The following is a 22,402-nucleotide window of genomic DNA, read 5'->3' as shown; positions in this document are numbered from 1 at the left end:
GGGTTTTCCTTCTGAGGAGGCCGCCCTGCTCAATTGTTTTCTGGTCTGCCTCGTCGCCTTCGTCAGCAAATTCCCAGGAGGCTATGGCGCCGGGCGCAGCGCAGCGACCAGCCGAAGTTCATGCCCACAGCCGCCAGCAGGATGGCGCTGTACAGCAGGGTCGACATGAGATCACACCGATAATGGCAGGTAACTCCAGGCACCCTCCCCGGGTGCCTTAGAGCACGTGGTGCTGTGCAGTGGCGCAAATCCTAGCCCGATTCAGGACACCTTCGGCTGCCCATCAGACGCCGTCACGCCCCCATCCACCGGCAAGTTCACCCCATTGACGAAACTCGCATCCGGGCTGGCCAAAAACGCAATCGCTGCCGCCACTTCGCTGGGCAAGGCCTCGCGCTGCATCGGGATGCGCTCGTTGAATTTGTCACGAATAGACTGCTCCCAATCCCAGGTCATCGCCGTACGCGTCAGGCTTGGGCATACCGCGTTGGCACGCACACCCTGGGCGCCGTGATCCAGCGCCAGGGCCCGGGTGAAGTTGACTACCGCGCCCTTGCTCGCGCAGTAGAACGCCGCGCCCCAGTCGCCGCCCAACCCAGAAACAGAGGCGGTGCTGACAATATTGCCCTTGCTTTGAATCAGGTGCGGCAACGCCAGCTTCGAGCAGAAAATCACCCCGTCGATGTTCACCGAGGCGATCTTGCGCCAGTCGGCTTCCGTGGTTTCAAGGGTGGTGCCGGGAATATGTACGCCGGCGTTATTGACCAGCACATCCAGCCGACCGAAACGCTCGATGGTTGCGTCGATCATCTGCTGTACCGAAGCCATGCTCGACACGTCGACCTTCACCGCCAGCACCTTGTCGACTGGTAGCTCGCTGGCCACCGCTTGGGCTTTTTCAAGGTTCCAGTCGGCCAACACCACATTCGCACCCTCATCGGCAAAACGCCTCGCGGTGGCTTCGCCGATGCCGGCTGCGGCGCCGGTGACCAATACGACTTTGTTCTGAAAACGTTGCATCGCTGCTTCCTTCTGCGGATGAACAATCGCGGTTCCAACACTCCGGAACCGCTGTCTTTTACTGATGCAGAGCCTTGCCACTGGCGGCCAACACCGCTTCGTGCATAGCTTCGCTCAATGTCGGGTGGGCGAAGATGACCTGGCTCAAGGCCTGGGCAGTCGCCTCCAGGCTATGGGCGATGCCAAAACCCTGGATCTGCTCGGTCACTTCCGGCCCAACCATATGTGCCCCCAGCAACTCGCCGCTGTCCGCATCGAAAATGGTCTTCACAAACCCCTTGGCCTCGCCCAACGCCAGGGCCTTGCCGTTGGCCTGATAGTCGAATCGGCCAATGTTCAGGTGCTTGCCGCTGGCCCTGGCCGCCGCTTCTGTCAGGCCCAGGCTGGCCACTTGCGGACGGGCGTAGGTGCACCCCGGAATAAAGGCTTTGTCCAGCGGGTGAACCCCGTCCACCCCGGCCAGTTTCTCGACACACAACACCCCTTCATGGCTGGCTTTGTGAGCCAGGCACGGCGCGCCAGCGACATCGCCGATGGCGTAGAGCCCGGCGACATTGGTGCGGCACCAGGGGTCTGTCTTGATAAACCCGCGCTCAATCTCCACCCCCAGCGCCTCCAACCCCAGGTCTTCAGTGTTGGCCTGAATCCCGGCGGCCAGCAGCACACGCTCCACCGCCAGCACCTCTTCGCGACCATCGGCCAGGCGCAAGGTGCAGCGCGCCTGATCGGCCTCACTGAATACGTCGGTCACAGTGGCCTGGGTCAGCACCCGGATACCGCGCTGTTCGAACTCGCGCTGCACCAGGCTGGCCACTTCCTGGTCTTCGACCGGCATGATCTGGCGCGCCACTTCCACCAGGGTCACGGCGCAGCCCAGGTCGTGGTAGAGGCTGGCAAACTCCACGCCAATGGCTCCCGAACCCACAATCAGCAAGGACGCCGGTACGGTCTGCGGCACCAGCGCCTCGAAGTAGCTCCAGATGCGTTGCCCGTCCGGCACTATCGCCGGCAGCGAGCGCGGCCGGGCGCCGGTGGCGAGGATGATGTGCTTGGCCCCAAGGGCCCGCTCACCCTCGCCCGAGGTGACACTGACACGCCCCTTGGCAGTCACGCGGGCACGGCCGTCAACCACCGTCACACCGTTTTTCTTGAGCAAATAGGCAATACCACCGGTGAGCGTTTTCGACACGTCCCGGCTGTGGGCCACCAGTTTCTGGATATCGAACTGAATGTTCTCGGCGCTGAAACCAAAGGCCTCCAGGTGCCGCAAGGTATGGGCCACCTCCGCGCCCTTGAGCATGGCCTTGGTGGGAATGCAGCCCCAGTTCAGGCAGATACCGCCCAAGTGCTGTTTTTCCACCAGGGCGGTATTGAGCCCCAGTTGCGCGGCACGAATCGCCGCCACATATCCGCCAGGGCCACCGCCGATAATCAGCACATCAAATTGATCGCTCATGGCAACTCCTAGACCAGCATCAGGGTGGGGTTTTCCACCAGGCGCTTGAGTTCCTTGAGGAAGGTCGCCCCCAACGCACCGTCGATAACCCGGTGGTCGCAAGACAACGACACGCTCATTTGCGTGCGTACCGCAGGTTGTCCTTCATGGGCCACCACGCGCTTTTCTCCGGCGCCGATGGCCAGGATTGCCCCTTGGGGTGGGTTGATAATCGCGTCGAACTGGCGCACACCGAGCATGCCCAGGTTGGAGATGCTGAAGGTGCCACCCTGGAACTCCTCGGGTTTCAAGGTACCGGCCTTGGCCCTGGTCGCCAGGCTGAGCATTTCCCCGGAGACTTCGGCCAGGCTCTTGCGGTTGGCCTGGCGGATGATCGGCGTGATCAGGCCACCGGGCAGCGCCACGGCAATGGAAATGTCTGCATCGCGGTAACGCCGTACTTCCTGGCGCTCGTCGTCGTATTGCACATTGACGTCGGGCACCTTGACCAGCGCCTGGGCGCAAGCCTTGATCAGCAGATCGTTGACCGAGATTTTCACCCCCGGCACCGAGGCGTTGATCTCAGCGCGCAATGCAAGCAAGCGCTCCAGATCAAAATCCGCATGCAGGCGAAAGTGCGGCGCATCACGTTTGGAGGCTTGCAGGCGCGCGGCAATGGCCTTGCGCATGCCGTTCATGGGCAGGGTTTCAAACGCCTCGCGACTATCAACCGTCGGCGCAGCCTGGGCCTGTGGCACCGCATCGGCGCCCCGGGCTTGGAGCACATCGGCCTTGCACACCCGACCGCGAGTGCCTGTAACGCGGCAGTCGTGGAGGTTGATGCCCCACTGCTGCGCCAGACGCCGGGCCACCGGTGTGGCGAGAACCTGGCTGTCATCGAGGCGCGAAGGTGCGGCCTGATTGGCTTTTTGCGCAGCCGCTCGGCTGGCGACTTGCCCGCCCTCGGCGCGCACTGCGGCTTCAATATCCGCCACGCTGATGCGCCCTTCACGGCCCGAACCAGGCACCCGGCTCAGGTTGATATTGAGCTGCGCCGCCAGTTTCAATGCATGGGGCGTGGCGAACAACGCTTCGTCACTGGCGCCCAGCAACGCCTGTGGCACCTGCCAGGCACCCGGCGTCTTGACCGACGGTTGCGACGCAGCGGCCGGCGCGCTGGCGGCCAACTTGACCAGCGGTTGTGCCGTGGTCTCAGCGGGTACCGATTCAGAAACTGGCGCCGGCTCAGCGACGCCACGCTGCGCCAGATACGCATCGATCTCGGCATCGCTGACCGAAGCGTCGGCGACAATCCCCAGCACACCGCCCACGGGAATGGTTTGCCCCGGTTGCGCCACTTTGCGCCGCAACACACCGGCAAAAGGCGCCTGCATCACGTTGGAAATCTTGCTGGTTTCAATCTCGCAGACTTCCTGCTGCGCGGCGAAGCTGTCGCCTTCCTCGATCAGCCAGTCAGTCAGCGTGCCCTCTTCCATCGACAGTCCCCATTTGGGCACTTCGATTGCGCGGATATCACTCATGGTCAGCCCTCCATCACTTTGCGAACGGCGGCTTCGATGCGTTGTACGCTAGGGATCCACGCTTGCTCCAGCACCGGTGAGAACGGAACCGGGGTGTGCGGCGGCGTGACCATGATGATCGGCGCCTTGAGGTGGTAAAACGCCTGGGACACGATCAGCGCGGCAATGTCATGGGCAAAGCCGATGCGCGCGGCCGACTCGTCGACAATCACCACGCGCCCGGTAGAGGCCACGGATTCAAGAATGCCCTCTTCGTCCAACGGCGACACGGTGCGCGGGTCCACTACCTCCACAGAGATCCCTTCAGCCGCCAGTTTGTCCGCCACCTCATTGGCTTTGTGCACCATGGCTGCCAGGGCAATGATGGTGACGTCGGTGCCTTCGCGGGTGTAGTTGGCGACGCCAAAAGGGATGGTGTAGGCGTGCTCGGGCACTTCGCCCTTGATGTCGTAGAGGATCTTGTGTTCACAGAACACCACCGGGTCGTCATCGCGGATCGCCTGGATCAGCAGGCCTTTGACGTCGTAAGGGCTGGACGGCACCACCACCTTGAGGCCCGGGGTGGTCGCGAAGATGTTGTAGGGCGACTGCGAGTGCTGGGCGGCCGCGGAGAACCCGGCGCCAATCATGCCGCGAATCACCAGCGGGGCCTTGGCCTTGCCGCCGAACATGTAACGGAACTTCGCCGCCTGGTTGTAGAGCATGTCGTGGCACACGCCGAAGAAATCCATGAACATCAACTCGGCCACCGGCCGCAGACCGGTCACCGCTGCGCCGGCGGCCATGCCGACGATCGCCGACTCGGTGATCGGTGTGTCGATCACCCGGGACGAGCCGAACTGGGTCCACAAGCCTTTGGTCACCCCCAGCACGCCACCGAAGGCTTCGCCCTTGCTGCCGACCTCGGCGGTACCGGCCTGGCCGCCGCAAACGTCTTCCCCGATCAACACGACGCGCGGATCGAGTTCCATCTCCTGGGCCAGGGCTTCTTTGACTGCTTCACGAAAAGTACGAATTGCCATATTCCAAATCCTCAGTAAGAGACGTAAACGTCGGTCAGCAGGTTGTCCACCGATGGGTAATCGGCGATGCGAGCCTTGGCCACCGCGTCATCGACCTGGGCCTGGACCTCGTCATCGATGGCTTGCAGTTCCTCTGCGGATATTTGCCCCTCGACTTGCTTACTGAAAATTTGCAGCGGGTCGTTGTCTCGGCGCAGGCGCTCCACTTCGCCGTCGGCGCGATACAGCATCGGGTCGCCTTCGAAATGCCCGTGCCAGCGGTGGGCAACAGCCTCGATGGCACTCGGGCCTTCACCATTGCGTGCCCGCTCCACCGCGACGGCTACGGCTTCGTAGACGGCAAAGAAGTCGGTACCGTCGACCTTCACCGCAGGCATGCCGAAGCTGGCGGCGCGGTTGGCGATATCCCGGCCACCGACCGCGTAATCGTGGCCGGTGGCCTCACCGAAACCGTTGTTCTCGAACACGAATACCGTTGGCAACTTGAGCACCACGGCCATGTTCATGGCTTCAAATACCAGGCCTTGGTTGGAGCCACCGTCGCCGGTGAACGACACCGCCACATTGCGCGTGCCCAGGGTTTTCGCCGTGAGTGCGGCGCCAATGGCCAGAGGCGGTGCGCCGCCGACGATGGCGTTGGCGCCCAGCATGCCCTTGCTCAGGTCGGCAATGTGCATGGAGCCGCCCTTACCCCGGCACAGGCCCGACTCCTTGCCAAAGATCTCCGCCATCATGCCGTGCAGGTCACAGCCCTTGGCGATGCAGTGGCCGTGACCACGGTGAGTCGAGCCGATATAGTCAGCGTCCGTCAGGTTCTCGCAGACGCCAACGGCGATTGCTTCCTCGCCGCTGTACAAGTGGATGAAGCCGGGGATATCCCCAGTGGTGTTTTCCTGGTGTAGCCGCTCCTCGAACACGCGAATCTCGCGCATCTTGCGATAGGCCTGAAGCAGTTTTGACTTGCTAAGCGACATGGGCTCGCCCTCATCTCTGGTTTTTTATAGGGGGGTCGATGACCTGAATCAGGCGACCGACGATGGCGTGGCGGTACGGTAAGAGGCTCTGGCCGATGCCATAACTACCCGGATGGGGGGGCGGTAATTGCCGCTTGAGGGGATTAACCTTGCAAAACGAGGGTCTACAAAAATAATGATCGATACTCGACCACACCAAGACGACCATCCATGGATCACCTGACATTGCCTGCCTACAGCCAGGGCGCGTTCAGCCTCCGTCATGGCTTGCCGCTGATCAGCACCAAGCTCGGCCCGCCCCGCGCGGCCGGCACCCTGCTGAGCCGCTCGCGCCTGCTGGAAAAACTCGACCTATTGCACGAACGCAGTCTGGCACTGGTGTGCGGCGCGGCCGGTTTCGGCAAGACCACCCTGCTCAGCCAATGGCGCCAGTGCCTGCTCGACCAGGGCCACAGCGTGGCGTGGTTGAGCCTGGACGAGCAGGACGATAGTCCCGAATACTTTCGTCGTTATCTGCTGGCCGCCCTGCGCAGCGCCGACCCGGCCTTGGCCGATTTGACCGGCGACCTGCAGCCGTCCGCACAAGGCTTTATGCGCGCCTTGATCAACCAACTCAACCTGCGCCAACAGCCGCTGTATTGGGTGCTAGACGATGTGCATCTGGTCCGCCATCAGTTGATAGAGCAAGACCTGCTCGAACTGGTGCTGCACGCCCCCGCTTGCCTGCACCTGTTGATTGGCAGCCGTAACGCCGCGCAATTGCCCTTGAGCCGCCTGCGCGCACGCAACCAACTGGTGGAAATCGACGCCAACGCGTTGCGCTTCAACCTCGACGAAGCAGCGGGCTATTTTTCCCGCACCACCGATCTCAAGCTGGACACCGCCGACCTGCAACGCCTGCTGAGCCTGACCGAAGGCTGGATCACCGGGATCCAGATGGCATCCTTGGCACCGCCCACCGGCAGTGACCCGGTGCGCCGCTGGGCACATCTGGAACGCGGATCGCGGGTGATCGGTGGTTATCTGCAAGACGTGGTGCTGGAGCCTCTGCCGCCCCGGGTACAGCGCTTCCTGCTGCACACCTCGATCCTCAATCGCTTCACCGCGTCTTTGTGCAACGCCATTACCGGGCGCGAGGACGGCGAACAGATGCTAGGGTTCATCGAACAGCACAACCTGTTCATTTGCTCCCTCGATCCCCAGGGGCATTGGTTCCGCTACCACGCGCTGTTTGCCGAGACCCTTCACCAGCGCCTGTCCGCCAGCAACACCGATGTTGCCCAACTGCATCAACGCGCCAGCAACTGGCTGGCCGCCCATCAATACTGGGCTGAAGCCATCCGCCATGCCTTGGCCGCCGGACAACTGGCCAACAGCACCACCTGTGCCGACAAGGGTGCCCAGTCCCTCGCCGAAGAAGGCGATATCGACACCCTGGTGCGCTGGCTGCAAAACCTGCCGCTGAGCGCCTTGTCGCCCCTGGACGAGCAACGCATCGACCTGCAACTGAACCTGAGCTGGGCCCTGGCCCACCACTTTCGTTTCGACGAATCACGGCAGTTGCTGCTCGACCTGCACCCGTTGCTGGAACAGCCCGGCGTCAGCCCGCGCCTGCTGATCAAACGCCAGGTGATCTGCGCGATCAACGAGTCCTTCGCCGAACGCATCAGCCAGGGCCTGGAGCATGTGGAACCGCTACTGGCGCAGTTGCCCAGCGGGGATCGCTGGGTCGATGGCCTGGTGTGCAACATCCTCAGTTACGACTATCTGGTGCGCGGGCGTTATCAGGATGCGCAAGCCGTGCAAAGGCACATGCCATGCCCGGCGACGCCTTCGGAGAACCTGTTTGTCAGTGTCTACCGCGCTTTTATTCTGGGCCTGAGCCATGTCCGCCAGGCGGACCTGGAGAGCGGCGAGCACTATTACCGCCAGGCCCTGGTACACGCCGAGCAACTGACAGGGGCGCAATCGAGCGGCAGCGCCACCCTCACCGCGCTGCTCGCCGAACTGTGGTACGAACGCGGTGACTGGCAGGCCTTGCACCGCGAACTGCAGCCACGGCTGCGTCAGGTGGACGCGATTGCGCCGCTCGATGCCCTGTTCAGCGCCTACCGCGCCCTGGCCCGCAGTGCGTTACACGCAGGCGACTACAGCCAGGCGCATCGTTTGCTGGAGCACGCCCAACAACTGGCAACGCTACGGCGCTGGCCACGCCTGCAAGGGTTGCTGCTGGCCGAACAGATTCAGGCGCACCTTCATAGCAACGCCCCGTCCCAGGCCCGCCACTTGCTCCAGCAACTGGCCGACTTGAGCAGCCACCACCGGGCCGAGGCACCTTTGCACCAGGCCCTTGAGCGCAACCATCGAGTCAGCCATGCGTGTGTATTGGCCAATGACGGCAAACATGGCGAAGCCGCCCGCACCTGGGCACTGCAAGTGGATGAGGATGAGCGCGGCGGGCAAGTCCTCGATGGCTTGCGCGCACGTACGCACTGGGCGCTGAGCCTGTGGCTCGATGGCCAGGGCAAACAGGCGATGGAGGTGTTGCTGCCGGTGCTGGATACCGCACGCCGCCAACATATGAAACAGACATTACTCGACAGCGGCGCCGAGCTGACGGACCTGCTCAGCGCCCTCAAGGATCTCAAGGCACCGTTCAAAGACTACATACAACGCCTGCTGGACTCGACGCCCATCACCGAGCCTGACCTGGGCTGTGCCCTGAGCGAGCGCGAAAGCCAGACGCTGTTGCTGGTGGCTCAAGGGCAATCGAACAAGGAGATCGCCCGCAGCCTGGACATCTCCAGCGAGACCGTGAAATGGCATTTGAAGAATCTCTACGCCAAGCTCCAGGTCACCAGTCGCATCCAGGCCATGAGCCGGGCCCGGGAGCTTAGTCTGCTCGATTAGGCGCCGGGCGCTGGCCTAGAAGTTCGCCGGCGTATTCGCGCTGATGATTTCCGCCTCATCCTGCCCGATATTGCGGAACCTGTGGGGCAAGGTGGTGGGGAAGTAATACCCATCCCCTGGGTTCAATATGCTGACCTGGCCATCGACAGTGAGTTCGACGGTGCCACGGGTGACGAGGCCGCACTCCTCGCCTTCGACATGCACGATCGGCTCTTCGCCGGAACTGGCGCCGGGTGCGTACTGCTCGCGCAGAAAGCGCATCTGGCGGCTGGGGATCGGCGCGCCCACCAGCAGCAGGCGCAGGCCGTCGCGACCCAGGTCGGGCTGTTCGTTGGCGCGGAAGACGTATTGGTGTTCGCGTGGCGGCTGGTCGAAGGTGAAAAAGTCCGCCAGGGACATGGGGATGCTTTCCAGCAGCTTTTTCAGGGAACTGACAGAGGGACTGACGCGATTCTGTTCGATCAGGGAAATGGTGGCGTTGGTCACGCCGCTACGACGGGCCAGCTCGCGCTGGGAGAGTTTGTAGCTTTCGCGAACGAGTTTGAGTCGGGTGCCCGTGTCCATAGCTGCCTTATATAAGGGGTGAGTGTCGTGATGTTTATTGGTTGCGATAGCGCTGCAGGAGCTGGGGCGAGCGCGGGCAGGCAATGTTGCGAAATTCGCCGATTACCCGACCCGGAAACCTGAAAGGCGGCTATTAAATCACGTTTGCGGGTGGAGCTGTAGCGCTGCTGAATATGCCTGCATGCGCAAAAAAAGCAAGCCCGCGGCCGCGGCCGAAGGTGGCGTGGGCCGGGGGCTCGCGGCGCGTGTGTGGCTGACCGGTCAAATACCGAGTCGGTCGCGCAGGGCGTAGTAGGCGGCGCCCATGGCCGTCAGCGGGGCCTGGAAGGTGCGGCCGCCGAACATCGGCATGTGCGGCAGCGAGGCGAAGGCGTCGAAGCGTTCGGCGTCACCGCGGATCACTTCGCTGATCAGCTTGCCCGCGAGGTGCGAACAGGTGACGCCGTGGCCGCTATACCCTTGCATGTAGTAGGCGTTCTTTTCGATACGGCCGAATTGCGGCATGCGCGACATGGTCAGCAGGAAGTTGCCGGTCCAGCGGTAGTCGATCTTGACGTTTTTCAACTGCGGGAAGGTCTTGAGGATCTTCGGCCGGATCAGTTGTTCGATGTCGTCCGGCTCGCGGGCGCCGTAGACCACGCCGCCGCCGTACAGCAGACGGTTGTCAGCGGTCAGACGGTAATAGTCGAGCAGGTAGTTGCAGTCTTCGACGCAGTAATTGTGGGTAATCAGGCTGCGTGCCACTTCCTCCGACAGCGGCTCGGTGACCACGATCTGCGAGCCGCAGGGCATGCTTTTGCGCGTCACCCGTGGGTCGAGATTCTGCGGCAGGTAGGCATTGCCGGCGATCAGCAGGTACTTGGCGCGAACCACACCCTTGGCCGTGCGTACCACGTTGGGTTCGCCGTAGGTGATTTCCTCGGCCGCCGATTGTTCGAAGATCTTGCCGCCCAGGCCGATAATCGCGCTGGCTTCGCCCAGGGCCAGGTTCAGCGGATGGACGTGACCGCCCTGCTTGTCCAGCAGGCCGCCGATGTAATTTTCACAGCCCACTTCGTTTGCCATGTCTTTGGCGTCGAGCAGTTGCAGGTTGCGGTTGCCATAGCGCTCCCAACTGCTTTTCTGTTCGACCAGGCCTTTGAGCTGTTTTTTGTTCAACGCGGCGAAGATCCCGCCCGGGCGGTAGTCGCACTGGATGTCGTAGTGCTGGATGCGCTGGCGAATGATCTCGGCGCCTTCGAACATCATGCTGCCGAGGATTTCGGCGCTCTTTTCGCCGTAGCGCTGCTCGATGACATCCACGTCACGGCTGTAGGAATTGACCAGTTGCCCGCCGTTGCGCCCGCTGGCGCCAAAGCCGACCTTGGCCGCTTCGAGCACGGTGACGCTGTAGCCGGCTTCCGCCAGGAACAGCGCCGACGACAGGCCGGTGTAGCCGGCGCCGATGACACAGACATCACACTCGACCAACTCTTCAAGCACAGGGAAGTCGCCGGTGTGGTTGCGGGTCGCGGCGTAATAGCTGTTTACATGGGGTTGCATGGTTAGGACTCCCTGGCGACTGGCCGGCACGCGCCGGCAATCGCCGTTGTTATTTGGGCTTAGAGCTTGATCCAGGTGGCTTTGAGCTCGGTGTACTTGTCAAAGGCGTGCAGCGACTTGTCGCGGCCATTGCCCGACTGTTTAAAGCCGCCGAACGGCGCGGTCATGTCGCCGCCGTCGTACTGGTTGACCCACACGCTGCCGGCACGCAGGCCCCGGGCAAAGCGGTGGGCGCGGCTGAGGTCGGCGGTCCACACTGCGGCGGCCAGGCCGAAGATGCTGTCGTTGGCGATCGACAGCGCTTCTTCTTCGGTGTCGAAGCTGATCAGCGACAACACCGGGCCGAAGATTTCTTCGCGGGCGATGGTCATGGCATTGGTCACGCCGTCGAAAACCGTCGGCTCCACATACTGGCCACCGGTGTCTTGCAGGGCGCGCTGGCCGCCAACCAAGAGTTGGGCGCCCTGCTCCTTGCCGATCTCGATGTAGCGCAACACGTTGTCCAGTTGCCGCTGATCGACCACTGCACCGACCTTGGTCGCCGGGTCCAGTGGATGCCCCGGCTTCCAGGCCTGGAACGCCTCCACCAGCAGCGCAATGAAGGGCTCGCGGATCGACCGCTGCACCAGCAGGCGCGAACCGGCCACGCAGACTTCACCCTGGTTGAAGGCAATCGCTGCAGCCGCAGCGGCGGCGGCAGCGCGCAAGTCCGGGGCATCGGCGAACACCACATTGGGGCTCTTGCCACCGGCCTCCAGCCACACCCGTTTCATATTGCTCTGGCCGGAATACACCAGCAGTTGCTTGGCCACCGCGGTGGAGCCGGTAAAGGCCAGCACATCCACATCCCTATGCAAGGCCAGCGCCTTGCCGACGGTGTGACCGTAGCCCGGCAGCACGTTGAACACGCCTGGGGGAATGCCGGCCTCAAGCGCCAGTTGGGCCAGGCGAATGGCGGTCAGCGGCGACTTTTCCGAAGGTTTGAGGATGAATGAGTTACCCGCCGCCAGGGCCGGCGCGAACTTCCAACTGGCCATGATCATCGGGAAGTTCCACGGCACGATGGCCGCGACCACGCCGCAGGGTTCGCGGGTGATCAGGCCCAACTGGTCGTGGGGCGTGGGCGCCACTTCGTCGTAGAGCTTGTCGATGGCCTCGGCGCTCCAGCGGATCGCGTTGGCGGTGGCCGGTACGTCGATGGCCATGGAGTCGCCAATCGGCTTGCCCATGTCGAGAGTTTCCAGGAGCGCCAGTTCTTCCTGGTGTTCGAGGACCAGATCGGCGAAACGGATCAGCACGCGCTTGCGCGCCGCCGGGGCCTGCAAGCGCCAGATCCCGGACTCGAACGCCTGGCGTGCAGCGATCACCGCGGCGTCGGCGTCGGCCTCATCGGTGCTGGCGACCGTGGCCAGAAAACGCCCGTCCACCGGGCTGATGCTGTCAAAGGTTTCGCCGCTGGCGGCCCAACGGTATTCGCCGCCGATAAAGGCCCGGCCTTCAAGGTTCAGGGACTGGAAGTACTGCTCCCAGTCGTTGCGATGCTTGGTCATAGGGTGTGCTCAACGCAAAAAGTGGGAGGGCCGTCAGACCGTGTGCAGGTACCAGTTGTACTCAAGGTCGGAGATCGAGTTTTCGAACTCGGCCAGTTCGCTTTCCTTGCACGCGACAAACACGTCGATGTACAGCGGGTCGATGTACCGGGCCATGACCTCGCTGTCGTCCAGCTCGCGCAGGGCGTCGCGCAGGTTGTTGGGCAGGCTCTGTTCGTTCTGCTCGTAGGAGTTGCCTTCGACCGGCGCCCCCGGCTCGATCTTGTTGGTCAGGCCGTGGTGGATACCGGCCAATACCGAGGCCATCAGCAGATAAGGGTTGGCGTCGGCGCCGGCCACCCGGTGCTCGATACGCACGGCATCCGCCGCGCCGGTCGGCACGCGCACGGCCACGGTGCGGTTGTCGATGCCCCAGCTCGGCGAGTTCGGCACATAGAACTGTGCACCGAAGCGGCGGTAGGAGTTGACGTTCGGGCAGAGAAACGCCATCTGCGCCGGCAGGGTTTCCAGCACGCCGCCGATGGCGTGACGCAGGGCGTCGTTGGTCTCGGGGTCTTCGCTGGCGAAGATGTTGTTGCCCTGTTTGTCGAGGATCGAGATGTGTACATGCAAGCCATTACCGGCCTGGCCCGGGTAGGGCTTGGCCATAAAGGTGGTGTCCATCTCGTGGTCGTAGGCGATGTTTTTCACCAGGCGCTTGAGCAGTACCGCGTAGTCGCAGGCTTTGATCGGGTCGCTGACATGGTGCAGGTTGACCTCGAACTGCGCCGGGGCGCTTTCCTTGACGATGGCGTCGGCAGGGATGCCCTGCTCTTTCGCGCCTTCGAGGATGTCCTGCAGGCAATCGACGTATTCGTCGAGGTCATCGATCAGGTAGACCTGGGTCGAATGCGGGCGCTTGCCGGAGATTGGCGAGCGCGGCGCTTGCGGACGGCCGTTCACGTTGTCCTGGTCGATCAGGTAGAACTCCAGCTCGAACGCGGCGCAAATGGTCAGGCCCAGTTCGTCGAACTTGCTCACCACCTGGCGCAGCACTTCCCGTGGGTCGGCGAAGAACGGCTGGCCCTCGAGTTCATGCATGGTCATCAACAGCTGCGCGGTGGGGCGCTTCTGCCAGGGCTCGATGCTCAGGGTGTCGGGGATCGGGTAGCAGATGCGGTCGGAGTCGCCGATATCCAGGCCCAGGCCAGTGCTTTCCACAGTGGAGCCATTGATGTCCAGGGCAAACAACGACGCGGGGAGGTTGATGCCTTTTTCATACACCTTATGCAAGGCGGTGCGTTCGATACGCTTGCCGCGCACCACGCCATTCATGTCTGCAATCAGCAGATCGACGTACAGGACCTCCGGGTGTTTTTTCAGAAAGGCGTTGGCTTCGTTGAGCTGAACGGTACGCAGTGGGACCGACATGATGCACCTATGTGTTAATTATTATGTTCAAAGCTGTTTCGTGGCAGCAGTCAATCCGAAAGCCAAAGTGAAGTCAATAGCGAGAACGGGCACCGCTCGTTAATTATATTGGTAGCCATAGCACCAAAATTGGGCGCCAACCCAACCAATCAACACAAACACACTCGCAATCGTTTAGAATTTTTTACATTGAAGTTGTTAATTAAAATCAACGGAGATAAGCTCTGGAAAAACTCGTTCCAGCGTGAATTTCGAGGTGATAAAAATGGCACTCAAGCCATTGATCGGTGTTACAGCGTGCGTCAAAGAGATTGGCTTGCACCCCTACCATGTCAGCGGCGACAAGTATTTGCGTGCTGTCAGCGTCGCGGCCCTCGGGCTGCCGGTGATCATTCCTTCCCTGGCGGACCTCTGCGAGATCAAGGACCTGCTGCACTACGTCGACGGCCTGCTGTTCACCGGCTCGCCGTCCAATGTCGAACCCTTCCACTATCAAGGCGCTCCCAGCGCGCCGGGCACCGCCCATGACCCGCAACGCGACGCCACCACCCTGCCCCTGTTGCGGGCTGCGGTGGCGGCCGGCGTGCCAGTCCTCGGCATCTGCCGCGGCTTCCAGGAAATGAACGTGGCCTTTGGCGGCAGCCTGCACCAGAAGGTGCATGAACTGCCGGGCTTTATGGACCACCGCGAAGCCGACGACCCGCGCCTCGACGTCCAGTACGCCCCGGCACACCCGGTGGCGATCCAGCCCGGCGGCATGTTCGAGGCCATGGGCCTGGCCGGCGAGATCCAGGTCAACTCGATCCACAGTCAGGGCATCGACCGCCTGGGTGACGGCCTGCGGGTCGAGGCCCTGGCCCCGGATGGCCTGATCGAAGCCGTTTCCGTGGAGCACAGCCAGGCGTTTGCCTTTGGCGTGCAGTGGCACCCGGAATGGCAGGTCCTGTCGAACCCGGCCTACCTGAGTATTTTCCAGGCCTTTGGCGATGCCTGCCGGCAACGTGCCGCGCAGCGTCAGCGCCTTTGACACCAGGCGGCCCGCGCCGGGCCGCCAGCACTCGCTTTACCGATTGACACGCCCTGCCCACGCGGCGCGCGCACCTGTGTGCGCCTGCCGTGCGGCGTGAACGGCAATACCCGAACAACAACAAGCAAGGCCAGGCAGCCAGGACGGCGGTGCCGAATAAACCTGCATTGCACTGAGGGTGCAGGTTTGCAATCAACCTTATTACGTCAGGCCGCATTGGCCCGACGACCTGTTGGGAGTTTCACATGGCAAACGCCTCCAGCATTTATCGCAAGGCACTGGAAGGTCATCAGCAACCGCAAAAGGTGCTGGTGAAGATCGACCGCGTGACCAAGAAGTTCGACGAAACCGTGGCCGTGGACGATGTGTCCCTGGAGATCCACCAGGGCGAGATCTTCGCCCTGCTCGGCGGTTCGGGTTCGGGCAAATCCACCCTGCTGCGCATGCTCGCCGGTTTCGAACGGCCCACCGAAGGCCGCATCCTGCTGGATGGCGTGGACATCACCGAGATGCCGCCCTATGAGCGGCCGATCAACATGATGTTCCAGTCCTATGCCCTGTTCCCGCACATGACCGTGGCCCAGAACATCGCCTTCGGCCTCAAGCAGGACCGCCTTCCAGCCGGCGAGATCGAGGCGCGGGTCGAGGAAATGCTCAAGCTGGTCCACATGACCCAATACGCCCGGCGCAAACCCCACCAGCTCTCCGGCGGCCAGCGCCAGCGCGTGGCCCTCGCCCGTTCCCTGGCCAAACGCCCGAAATTGCTGCTGCTCGACGAACCCATGGGCGCCCTGGATAAAAAGCTGCGCTCGCAGATGCAACTGGAACTGGTGGAGATCATCGAACGCGTCGGCGTGACCTGCGTGATGGTGACCCACGACCAGGAAGAAGCCATGACCATGGCCCAGCGCATCGCCATCATGCACTTGGGCTGGATCGCCCAGATCGGCAGCCCGGTGGACGTTTACGAAGCGCCGGTGAGCCGCCTGGTCTGCGAGTTCGTCGGCAACGTCAACATCTTCGACACCCAGGTGGTCGACGACGCCGAAGGCCACGCGGTGCTCAAGTGCGCGGACCTGGACCGCAACATCTACGTCGGCTACGGCATCGCCACTTCGGTGGAAGACAAGTCGGTGACCTACGCCATCCGCCCGGAAAAGCTGTTGGTCACCACCCAAATGCCGACCTGCGCGCACAACTGGTCCAGCGGCAAGGTCCACGACATCGCCTACCTCGGCGGGCACTCGGTGTTTTACGTCGAGCTGCCCAGCGGCAAGATCGTCCAGTCGTTCATGGCCAACGCCGAACGCCGTGGCTCCCGACCGTCCTGGGGCGACACTGTGTACGTGTGGTGGGAAGACGACAGCGGCGTGGTACTGCGGGCATGAGTACATCGACCATGAGCACTTTCCATCAAGCGTTGATCCGTGTGCTGCCCAGCGGTCGCAAGCTGGTGATCGGCATTCCCTTCCTCTGGCTGTTCCTGTTTTTCATGCTGCCGTTTTTCCTGGTGATGAAGATCAGCTTCTCCGAAGCGACCGTCTCGATTCCGCCGTATTCGCAGATCTACGGCTTCGTCGACCAGAAACTCCAGGTGCTGCTGAACCTGGGTAACTACAGCCTGCTGGGTGCCGACGAGTTGTACATCTCGGCCTACCTGGGCTCGCTGAAGATCGCCCTGCTCAGCACGCTGATGTGCCTGCTGATCGGTTTTCCCATGGCCTATGGGATTTCCAAGACCCGCAAGGAAATGCAAAACGTATTACTGCTGCTGATCATGATGCCGACCTGGACCGCGATCCTGATCCGCGTCTATGCCTGGATGGGCATCCTCAGCAATAACGGCCTGCTCAATGCGTTCCTGATGGGGTGCGGCCTGATATCGAGCCCGATTGAAATCCTCAACACCAACACGGCGGTCTACATCGGCGTGGTCTACGCCTACCTGCCGTTCATGGTGCTGCCGCTCTACGCCAACCTGGTCAAGCACGACCAGAGCCTGCTGGAAGCCGCCTCGGACCTGGGTTCGAGCAACTTCAACAACTTCTGGAAAATCACCGTGCCGCTGGCCAAGAACGGCATCGTCGCCGGCTGCATGCTGGTGTTCATTCCGGTGGTCGGCGAGTTCGTGATCCCGGAACTGCTGGGCGGCCCGGAGACCCTGATGATCGGCCGCGTGCTGTGGCAGGAGTTCTTCAACAACCGCGACTGGCCGGTGGCCTCCGCCCTGGCGGTGGTGATGCTGGCGATCCTGATTATTCCCATCGTGCTGTTCAACCGCAGCCAGGCCAAAGAAATGGAGGCACGGGCATGAAGCGTTTCAGTTTTTCGACCCTGATGCTGGTACTCGGCTTGTTGTTCATCTACCTGCCGATGCTGATTCTGGTGATCTATTCGTTCAACGCCTCCAAGCTGGTGACGGTCTGGGGCGGCTGGTCGCTCAAGTGGTACCTGGGGCTGTTGGACAACACCCAACTGATGGGTTCGGTGGCCCGTTCCCTGGAGATTGCCTGCTACACCGCCGTCGCCGCCGTGGTCCTGGGCACCCTGGCCGCGTTCGTGCTGACCCGGGTCACCCGCTTCAAGGGCCGGACCCTGTTCGGTGGCCTGGTGACCGCGCCCCTGGTGATGCCGGAAGTAATCACCGGGCTGTCGCTGCTGCTGCTGTTCGTGGCGATGGCGCAGATGATCGGCTGGCCCATGGAACGCGGCCTGGTGACGATCTGGATCGCCCACACCACGTTCTGCGCCGCGTATGTCGCGGTGGTCGTCTCGGCACGCCTGCGCGAGCTGGACCTGTCCATCGAAGAAGCCGCCATGGACCTCGGCGCGCGGCCACTCAAGGTGTTTTTCCTGATCACCATCCCGATGATCGCGCCGTCGTTGGCAGCGGGCGGCATGATGTCGTTCGCCTTGTCCCTGGATGACTTGGTGCTCGCCAGTTTCGTCTCCGGGCCCGGCTCCACCACCCTGCCGATGGAGGTGTTCTCTGCCGTGCGCCTGGGGGTCAAGCCGGAGATCAACGCCGTGGCCAGCCTGATCCTGATGGCGGTGTCACTGATGACGTTCATGGTCTGGTATTTCAGCCGCAAGGCCGAAGCCAACCGCAAGCGAGCGATCCAGGAAGCCATGGACCAGACCGCCAGCGAAACCTGGCAGCCGCAACGCACGCCCGCGACGGCCTAGGCCGTCGTGTGTTACCCCAAATGAACCCCTGCGCACCTTCACTCGGCGCGCCCCGCTTCCGTTCCCGTCGCGCCTTACCACCGCGACCATTGCTGTGAACGGCTTCACCCGGCTCCCTCGGTCAGGGTGAACCCCTTGGCGCCTTCGGGCGCCTTTTTTGCGTTCAGTGGGCCGACAAAGCGCCTGGCCCCCTGGGTTTTTCATTGGTGCGCGACACTGAGCAATTAAAAAGCTTGAGGATGCCCTGCACTTTCTGGCCCACTTGATCCTGCGCTCGTGCGATCCCGGCACCTCGTGGAACCCAAAATGACAACGCCCTACCCACCCTACATGGCCTTCGGACACCCCTTATGAACGCCAGCGTCAGCCACTGCGCTCTTCCGCTCGACTCAAGCATTGCCCGCCATGCCACGGGCGCCAGTTTCATCGATTGTCAGAGCACCTTCGCCGATGACCGCGAGCGCAGCGCGTTGCGGCATGGGCTGCGGCTGATGGCCCGGACACCGGTCTGGATCGACCGATTGATGGCGCTGCGCAATCGACTGGTGCAGGTGTTTGGCCTCAAAGACCTCGGCAGGCTGACACGCATCGACCTTGAGCGTGCGGACGCCGACTATCGGCCCGGCGACCGAGTGGGGATTTTCACGCTGGTGTCGCAAACCCCCGACGAAGTGCTGCTGGTCGACCAGGATCGGCACCTGGATGTGTACCTGGCCATCAACCTTATGCCACTCGACGCGCAAGGGGCGCGCCGGGTGGTGCTCTCCACCGTGGTCCGGCCGCACAACTGGCTGGGCCGCCTGTATATGCTGCCGGTGGCGCCGTTCCATCGCTTTATCGCGCCACGCATGCTGGCCATGCTCAATCAGCGTTAGCGTGGCGTTCGGCGCGGGGCAGCCTCAACGAGGGAGATCGGTCCAGCCGGGAAATCCCTCTTCGAGGGTGGCGATACTGCCGTCATGCATGTACGCCGGCCCAACTCGACTTTGACCATGGAGCCCCCCCGCAACGCCTGACGAATCTCGGTCAACAGGCACAAGAGGGCTTAGACAAACGCGGTCATGCGCGATCCGCAGCAACCAGCCGCCTTCAGAGCCTGAGCTGCTCGACCTGCCCTTCCAGCACCCGTGCCAACTGCCGCAACGCGTCGCTGGAATCACGCGTGCTGACGCTGGACGCGCCGCTGACCGTCACCAGCGTATGGATGCGCGCCAGGGTGCGGCTGATTTCATCCGCCGTCACCGCCTGCTGCTCGGCCGCACTGGCGATCTGCAAGGTCATGTCGCTGACGGTCGCGGCCGACTGGGTGATCCGCTTCAAGGCGTCGCCCGCCCGCGCCGAGATCTCGACCGGCACACGTGCCGTTTCGACGTTTGCGACGATGCGCTCCAGCGCCCCACGGGCACCTGACTGCACCTGCTCGATGATCTGCTTGATCTCCACCGTGGAGGCCTGCGTGCGCTGAGCCAAGGTCCGCACCTCATCGGCGACCACCGCAAACCCCCGCCCATACTCGCCCGCCCGCGCGGCTTCGATCGCCGCATTGAGCGCCAGCAGGTTGGTCTGCTCGGCAATCGCGCTGATCACATCCAGCACACTGCCGACTCGGCTGGAGTCAGCCTCCAGTTGCTTGACCAGTGCATGGGTGCCGAACAGCGCCTCGACCAATTGCTGGATAGCGTCGATGGTCGACTGAACGATGTGCTGCCCATCGCTGGCCTGCCCTTCGGCCAGCCGCGTGGCATCTGCCGCCACGGCGGCGTTGCGTGCGACATCCTGCACGGTGGCGACCATTTCATTCATGGCGGTGACCAGGCTGTCGGTTTCCAACAGTTGGTGATCGAGGCTGGTCTGGGTAGCCGCTGTGACCTCGCCGAGGTCGTCACTCAAGCGCAACACCTGCCCACTGGCCACTGCCGTGCCTCGACTGACTTCATGGGCGGCATGGATCAAGCAGTTGACACTGCGTGACAGTTGCGTGAGTTCGTCATTGCCAACGGCGGGCAGCCGTATCGTCAGGTCGGTTTGCCCGCTGACCGCTGCCCCCAGCACCTCGACCGTCTCACGCAGCGGCCGGGTAATGCTGCGGATGATCATCCAGGCAAACAGCATCAACCCGAGCAGCACCACGGCGCTGATCCATGCCGGCGCCACCAACACGCGGTTGACGACCCGTTGCACATCGCTGGGGTAGATGCCGCTCGCCACCACCCAGCCCCAGGGCTTGAACAGGCGCGCCTCAGACAGTTTGTATTCGGCCGGCGCGCCATTGGCACGGGGAAAGTAGTAATCCACCAACACCCGCCCCTGCTCGCGCGCGCCCTCCACGAACTGGCGGGAAAACGGCTTGCCGTTCTGGTCCTTGAAGTCGCCCAGCGCCTTGCCCACCAACGCCGGCGCCGTCGGGTGCATGATCATCCGATAGTCCAGGTCGAGGATCAGCAAATAGTTATCGCCCAGGTAGCGCAGGGTTCCGACCACCTCGGCGGCCTGGCGCTGGGCCAACGCCAGGCTCATGTGGCCGTTTTCCACTTGCCCGGCGTAGTACGCAAGGATCGAATTGGCGGTGTTCAGCGCGGTGTCGACGCCCGCCATTTTTTCTTCGAGCAACGAGCGCTGCAGCAACAGGCCCAGCCAGATGGCCAGACAAATGATCAACACGCCCAGGCCAACCACCAACGCGCCAATACGCGTCGTGATGCGCCATTTTCTAAGATTCAGCACGCAAGCCTCTCAGGATTCTTGTTGTTGGACAGGCAAGCAAACCGGCGGCCTCGGGGAGCCGCCTGATTCACCTGGCCTGGGGGCACGCACGCTAAAAACGCGCACGGTCAGGCTCTAGACGAAGGCGTCGGCATAGAAGTCGGCCGCCTCCAGTTGCCGCAACTCGACGTAGTCGCGCCGCGCTGAATCAACCACGATCGGCGCGCCACAGGCATACACTTCAAACCCCTTGAGGCTCTGGAAGTCGCTCAGCACCTGGCGGTGGACGAAGCCCGTCGCGCCCTGCCAATCACAGGCCGGGGTGGGATCGGACAGCACCGGGGTGTAGCGCAGCCACGGCAACTGGGCCTCCCAGGCCAGTAATTGTTCATGCCGATACAGATCCTCACGGCGCCGGCCGCCCCAGTACAGGTAAACCGGACGCCGGTTGTGCCCCTGTTCGCGCAGCTGTTCGAGCAAGGCCTGGATCGGCGCAAAACCGGTGCCGCTGGCCAGGAAGATCATCGGCCGCTCGCTGTCGCGCAGGTAGAACGAGCCGAACGGGCCTTCCATGCGCAGGATGGCCTTGGGTTGCAAGGCGTTGAACACATGCCCGCTGAACACCCCGCCGAGCATGTGCCGAATGTGCAACTCCAACTGGTTGTCCCGTGGGGCGTGGGTGGCCATCGAATAGCTGCGCCGGCTGCCATCCTTGAGCAACACCTGCACGTACTGGCCCGGGAAATAAGTAAACCCGGCGCCCGGGGCGAGTGTCAGCCGCAGCACTGCAACGTCACTGCTGACCTTGTCGAGGCTGGCCACACGCACGCCCATCTGCTGGATGCCGATACCGCGCAACGCCGTCACTTCCGGCGCCTCGATCACTAGGTCGGAGCGCGCCGTGGCGCAGCAAAACAGCGCCAACCCCTGCGCCCGCTCGGCCGCGCTGAGCACCTCCAGCGGGCTGTCGCCGTGCTCCACTTCACCGCTGAGCACCTGGCCCTTGCAACTGCCGCACGTGCCGGTGCGGCAGCTGTGCTTGAGCATCAGGCCGTCAGCCAGCGCCGCGTCCAGCACGGTTTGTTCAGGCAGTAGCGGACAACTCAGGCCGACCGGAAGAATCTGCAGTTGATAGCTCATGCGCGCCTCCTCAGTGTGTGTGCTTGCCAGCGGCCAACAGGTCCAGCGCGACGTCGACGATCATGTCTTCCTGGCCGCCGACCATGCGGCGTTTGCCCAGCTCGACGAGGATGTCCACGGTCTTCAAACCGTACTTGGCCGCAGCGATTTCGGCATGGCGCAGGAAGCTCGAATAGACCCCGGCATACCCCAGCGCCAGCGACTCGCGGTCGACCCGCACTGGCCGATCCTGCAACGGCCGCACGATGTCATCCGCTGCGTCCATCAAGGTGTAGAGGTCGGTGCCGTGGTTCCAGCCCAGGCGTTCGGCGGCGGCGATGAACACTTCCAGCGGCGCGTTGCCGGCCCCGGCGCCCATGCCGGCGAGGCTGGCGTCGA

The 22,402-nt window shown here is 62.9% G+C and carries 17 protein-coding genes and 1 pseudogene; 6 read left to right on the top strand and 12 right to left on the bottom strand.

What is annotated here, in order from left to right:
• Positions 1 to 261: 261 nt before the first annotated feature.
• From budC to TU80_RS06275, 5 genes are read right to left on the bottom strand one after another with little or no spacing between them, the layout of a single operon-like run.
• Positions 262 to 1,020: a meso-2,3-butanediol dehydrogenase gene (budC, locus tag TU80_RS06295; protein WP_046487322.1), complete on the bottom strand. Its 759-nt coding sequence runs from the start codon at positions 1,018 to 1,020 to the stop codon at positions 262 to 264.
• A gap of 58 nt (positions 1,021 to 1,078) precedes the next feature.
• Positions 1,079 to 2,476 carry a dihydrolipoyl dehydrogenase gene (gene lpdA, locus TU80_RS06290; RefSeq protein ID WP_057004036.1) on the bottom strand — a complete coding sequence of 466 codons (1,398 nt, stop codon included), beginning with the start codon at positions 2,474 to 2,476 and terminating at the stop codon, positions 1,079 to 1,081.
• Between the two features lie 8 nt (positions 2,477 to 2,484).
• Complete coding sequence (locus TU80_RS06285) at positions 2,485 to 3,996, bottom strand: dihydrolipoamide acetyltransferase family protein (protein ID WP_046383273.1); 1,512 nt, start codon at positions 3,994 to 3,996, stop codon at positions 2,485 to 2,487.
• A gap of 2 nt (positions 3,997 to 3,998) precedes the next feature.
• Positions 3,999 to 5,018 (bottom strand): alpha-ketoacid dehydrogenase subunit beta, encoded by a 1,020-nt coding sequence (locus tag TU80_RS06280; protein WP_046383272.1) that lies wholly within the window; start codon positions 5,016 to 5,018, stop codon positions 3,999 to 4,001.
• 11 nt (positions 5,019 to 5,029) lie between these two features.
• Complete coding sequence (locus TU80_RS06275) at positions 5,030 to 5,992, bottom strand: thiamine pyrophosphate-dependent dehydrogenase E1 component subunit alpha (protein ID WP_046383271.1); 963 nt, start codon at positions 5,990 to 5,992, stop codon at positions 5,030 to 5,032.
• Between the two features lie 210 nt (positions 5,993 to 6,202).
• Here TU80_RS06275 and TU80_RS33680 point away from each other — a divergent pair, with 210 nt between their 5' ends.
• On the top strand, positions 6,203 to 8,902 hold the full coding sequence (locus TU80_RS33680) for a winged helix-turn-helix domain-containing protein (RefSeq protein WP_057004035.1): 2,700 nt from the start codon (positions 6,203 to 6,205) through the stop codon (positions 8,900 to 8,902).
• Between the two features lie 15 nt (positions 8,903 to 8,917).
• Here TU80_RS33680 and TU80_RS06265 read toward each other — a convergent pair whose 3' ends face one another.
• The 4 genes from TU80_RS06265 to TU80_RS06250 form a co-directional block, all read right to left on the bottom strand.
• Positions 8,918 to 9,466 (bottom strand): cupin domain-containing protein, encoded by a 549-nt coding sequence (locus TU80_RS06265; RefSeq protein WP_010563061.1) that lies wholly within the window; start codon positions 9,464 to 9,466, stop codon positions 8,918 to 8,920.
• A gap of 261 nt (positions 9,467 to 9,727) precedes the next feature.
• Positions 9,728 to 11,008 carry an NAD(P)/FAD-dependent oxidoreductase gene (locus TU80_RS06260; RefSeq protein WP_046383269.1) on the bottom strand — a complete coding sequence of 427 codons (1,281 nt, stop codon included), beginning with the start codon at positions 11,006 to 11,008 and terminating at the stop codon, positions 9,728 to 9,730.
• Between the two features lie 59 nt (positions 11,009 to 11,067).
• A complete protein-coding gene (locus tag TU80_RS06255; RefSeq protein ID WP_057004034.1) occupies positions 11,068 to 12,558 on the bottom strand; it encodes an aldehyde dehydrogenase in 1,491 nt (496 codons plus the stop codon).
• A gap of 33 nt (positions 12,559 to 12,591) precedes the next feature.
• Entirely contained in the window at positions 12,592 to 13,968 is a 1,377-nt protein-coding gene (locus TU80_RS06250) for a glutamine synthetase family protein (RefSeq protein WP_017845581.1), read from the bottom strand.
• A 265-nt stretch (positions 13,969 to 14,233) separates the two neighbouring features.
• Here TU80_RS06250 and TU80_RS06245 point away from each other — a divergent pair, with 265 nt between their 5' ends.
• From TU80_RS06245 to TU80_RS06225, 5 genes are all read left to right on the top strand, one after another.
• A complete protein-coding gene (locus TU80_RS06245; protein WP_057004033.1) occupies positions 14,234 to 14,995 on the top strand; it encodes a gamma-glutamyl-gamma-aminobutyrate hydrolase family protein in 762 nt (253 codons plus the stop codon).
• 245 nt (positions 14,996 to 15,240) lie between these two features.
• Complete coding sequence (locus TU80_RS06240) at positions 15,241 to 16,383, top strand: ABC transporter ATP-binding protein (RefSeq protein WP_046383267.1); 1,143 nt, start codon at positions 15,241 to 15,243, stop codon at positions 16,381 to 16,383.
• Between the two features lie 44 nt (positions 16,384 to 16,427).
• Positions 16,428 to 17,309, top strand: coding sequence for an ABC transporter permease subunit (locus tag TU80_RS06235; protein WP_162231507.1), 882 nt, complete (start codon positions 16,428 to 16,430; stop codon positions 17,307 to 17,309).
• On the top strand, positions 17,306 to 18,181 hold the full coding sequence (locus TU80_RS06230; protein ID WP_057004032.1) for an ABC transporter permease subunit: 876 nt from the start codon (positions 17,306 to 17,308) through the stop codon (positions 18,179 to 18,181). The genes TU80_RS06235 and TU80_RS06230 overlap by 4 nt, the downstream gene beginning before the upstream one ends.
• Positions 18,182 to 18,531: 350 nt before the next feature.
• Positions 18,532 to 19,056 carry a DUF2867 domain-containing protein gene (locus tag TU80_RS06225; protein ID WP_057004031.1) on the top strand — a complete coding sequence of 175 codons (525 nt, stop codon included), beginning with the start codon at positions 18,532 to 18,534 and terminating at the stop codon, positions 19,054 to 19,056.
• Between the two features lie 214 nt (positions 19,057 to 19,270).
• Here the strand turns inward: TU80_RS06225 and TU80_RS06220 are convergent, their stop codons facing one another.
• The 3 genes and pseudogenes from TU80_RS06220 to mhpE form a co-directional block, all read right to left on the bottom strand.
• Entirely contained in the window at positions 19,271 to 20,905 is a 1,635-nt protein-coding gene (locus tag TU80_RS06220; protein ID WP_046486945.1) for a methyl-accepting chemotaxis protein, read from the bottom strand.
• 114 nt (positions 20,906 to 21,019) lie between these two features.
• Positions 21,020 to 22,024: a CDP-6-deoxy-delta-3,4-glucoseen reductase gene (locus tag TU80_RS06215; protein WP_057004030.1), complete on the bottom strand. Its 1,005-nt coding sequence runs from the start codon at positions 22,022 to 22,024 to the stop codon at positions 21,020 to 21,022.
• 10 nt (positions 22,025 to 22,034) lie between these two features.
• Positions 22,035 to 22,402, bottom strand: a pseudogene (gene mhpE, locus TU80_RS06210) (4-hydroxy-2-oxovalerate aldolase); the annotation flags it as partial.

It is taken from the genome of Pseudomonas veronii (assembly GCF_001439695.1).
GTDB lineage: Bacteria > Pseudomonadota > Gammaproteobacteria > Pseudomonadales > Pseudomonadaceae > Aquipseudomonas > Aquipseudomonas veronii.
Note: the sequence above shows the minus strand (reverse complement) of the source record. Positions and strands in the feature narration are given on the sequence as shown.